Below are 3,229 nucleotides of genomic sequence, written 5' to 3'. Positions count from 1 at the left end.
TATGAAAATATATTGGATTGAGATAAGAAAGAGAAAAAAGCGTAATGAAAACCAAGACAACTGTGAGTTGTAAGGTTAAGAAATTAAGCGTACACGGTGGATGCCTAGGCAATCAGAGGCGATGAAGGACGTGTTAATCTGCGAAAAGCGACGGTAAGCCGATAAAAGGCGCTATAACCGTTGATGTCCGAATGGGGAAACCCAGTGTAGGTGACTACACTATCATCTGATGAATCCATAGTCAGATGAGGCGAACCGGGAGAACTGAAACATCTAAGTACCCCGAGGAAAAGAAATCAACCGAGATTCCCTAAGTAGCGGCGAGCGAAAGGGGAGTAGCCCAAGCGGGTAGCATAATGTATTAGTGGAAGCGTCTGGAAAGTCGCACGATAGAGGGTGAAAGTCCCGTACACGAAGATGCATGATGTGGAAGCTTATAGAGTAGGGCGGGACACGTGATATCCTGTCTGAAGATGGGGGGACCATCCTCCAAGGCTAAATACTCCTGATTGACCGATAGTGAACCAGTACCGTGAGGGAAAGGCGAAAAGAACCCCGGGAGGGGAGTGAAATAGACCCTGAAACCGTGTACGTACAATCAGTGGGAGCTGTTGCCGTTGGGTAATAGTGACTGCGTACCTTTTGTATAATGGGTCAGCGACTTATATTCTGTAGCAAGGTTAACCGAATAGGGGAGCCGAAGGGAAACCGAGTATTAACTGTGCGTAAAGTTGCAGGGTATAGACCCGAAACCCGGTGATCTAGCCATGGGCAGGTTGAAGGTTGGTTAACACTAACTGGAGGACCGAACCGACTAATGTTGAAAAATTAGCGGATGACCTGTGGCTGGGGGTGAAAGGCCAATCAAACCGGGAGATAGCTGGTTCTCCCCGAAAGCTATTTAGGTAGCGCCTCATGAGTAACTGTTGGGGGTAGAGCACTGTTTCGGCTAGGGGGCCATCCCGGCTTACCAACCCGATGCAAACTCCGAATACTGACAAGTTTAATCATGGGAGACACACGGCGGGTGCTAACGTTCGTCGTGAAGAGGGAAACAACCCAGACCGCCAGCTAAGGTCCCAAAGTCATAGTTAAGTGGGAAACGAAGTGGGAAGGCTTAGACAGCTAGGATGTTGGCTTAGAAGCAGCCATCATTTAAAGAAAGCGTAATAGCTCACTAGTCGAGTCGGCCTGCGCGGAAGATGTAACGGGGCTAAAACTATGCACCGAAGCTGCGGCAGCACACTAAGTGTGTTGGGTAGGGGAGCGTTCTGTAAGCCGTTGAAGGTGTATTGTGAGGTATGCTGGAGGTATCAGAAGTGCGAATGCTGACATAAGTAACGATAAAGCGGGTGAAAAGCCCGCTCGCCGGAAGACCAAGGGTTCCTGTCCAACGTTAATCGGGGCAGGGTGAGTCGCCCCCTAAGGAGAGGCCGAAGGGCGTATCTGATGGGAAACGGGTTAATATTCCCGTACTGGCTATAACTGCGATGGGGGGACGAAGAAGGCTAGGTTTACCACCTATTGGATGGTGGGTTAAGCGTGTAGGGGTGTGATTAGGCAAATCCGGTCACTAAGACCCTGAGGCGTGATGACGAGGCACTAAGGTGCTGAAGTAATTGATGCCCTGCTTCCAGGAAAATCCTCTAAGCTTCAGGTTATAGTTAATCGTACCCGAAACCGACACAGGTGGTCAGGTAGAGAATACTAAGGCGCTTGAGAGAACTCGGGTGAAGGAACTAGGCAAAATGGTGCCGTAACTTCGGGAGAAGGCACGCTGGTGGTAATTGAAGTCCCATGCGGATGGAGGTGAAATCAGTCGAAGATACCAGCTGGCTGCAACTGTTTAATAAAAACACAGCACTGTGCAAACACGAAAGTGGACGTATACGGTGTGACGCCTGCCCGGTGCTGGAAGGTTAATTGATGGGGTTATGCGTAAGCAGAAGCTCTTGATCGAAGCCCCAGTAAACGGCGGCCGTAACTATAACGGTCCTAAGGTAGCGAAATTCCTTGTCGGGTAAGTTCCGACCTGCACGAATGGCGTAATGATGGCCAGGCTGTCTCCACCCGAGACTCAGTGAAATTGAAATTGCCGTGAAGATGCGGTGTACCCGTGGCAAGACGGAAAGACCCCGTGAACCTTTACTATAGCTTGACAGTGAACATTGAGCCTTAATGTGTAGGATAGGTGGGAGACTAAGAAGTGTGTACGCCAGTATGCATGGAGTCAACCTTGAAATACCACCCTTTAATGTTTGATGTTCTAACCTATACTTCTGAATCGAGGTAAGGGACACTGTCTGGTGGGTAGTTTGACTGGGGCGGTCTCCTCCCAAAGAGTAACGGAGGAGCACGAAGGTTAGCTAATCCTGGTCGGACATCAGGAGGTTAGTGCAATGGCAAAAGCTAGCTTGACTGCGAGAGTGACGGCTCGAGCAGGTACGAAAGTAGGTCATAGTGATCCGGTGGTTCTGAATGGAAGGGCCATCGCTCAACGGATAAAAGGTACTCCGGGGATAACAGGCTGATACCGCCCAAGAGTTCATATCGACGGCGGTGTTTGGCACCTCGATGTCGGCTCATCACATCCTGGGGCTGAAGTAGGTCCCAAGGGTACGGCTGTTCGCCGTTTAAAGTGGTACGCGAGCTGGGTTTAGAACGTCGTGAGACAGTTCGGTCCCTATCTGCCATGGGCGTAGGAAAATTGAGAGGGTTTGCTTCTAGTACGAGAGGACCGAAGTGAACGCACCGCTGGTGTTCGGGTTGTGATGCCAATTGCATTGCCCGGTAGCTACGTGCGGAATAGATAAGTGCTGAAAGCATCTAAGTACGAAACTAGCCTCGAGATGAGTTTTCCCTGAAGAGAATCAGTAAGGTCCGTTTGAGACTAAGACGTAGATAGGTCAGGTGTGTAAGTGTAGTGATACATTGAGCTAACTGATACTAATGAACCGAGAGTCTTAACCTTACAACTCGGAGTTGTTTTGGATACGCGAAGGTAGAGATAGATTAATAGATACTCGAACAGTTTGTTCCGGATTGAGGGATTGTTGTGGATATGAGATAATGCGCATCAATTGAGATAAGAGAAGACAGAATATGTCTGGCGGTAATAGCGCGGTGGTCCCACCTGACCCCATGCCGAACTCAGAAGTGAAACGCCGTAGTGCCGATGGTAGTGTGGGTATTACCCATGTGAGAGTAGGGTGCCGCCAGACTTTTAAAT

Annotated in this window: 2 rRNA genes; both read left to right on the top strand. The window is 49.6% G+C overall.

Annotated features, from left to right (window positions below):
• Positions 1–73: 73 nt before the first annotated feature.
• Positions 74–2,971, top strand: a 23S ribosomal RNA gene (locus B6C84_RS11385).
• A 134-nt stretch (positions 2,972–3,105) separates the two neighbouring features.
• A 5S ribosomal RNA gene (gene rrf, locus B6C84_RS11380) occupies positions 3,106–3,221 on the top strand.
• The last annotated feature ends 8 nt before the right edge of the window (positions 3,222–3,229 follow it).

Source organism: Gilliamella apis (assembly GCF_002142155.1).
Taxonomy (GTDB): domain Bacteria; phylum Pseudomonadota; class Gammaproteobacteria; order Enterobacterales; family Orbaceae; genus Gilliamella; species Gilliamella apis.
This window is presented reverse-complemented; position numbering and strand designations above follow the sequence as displayed.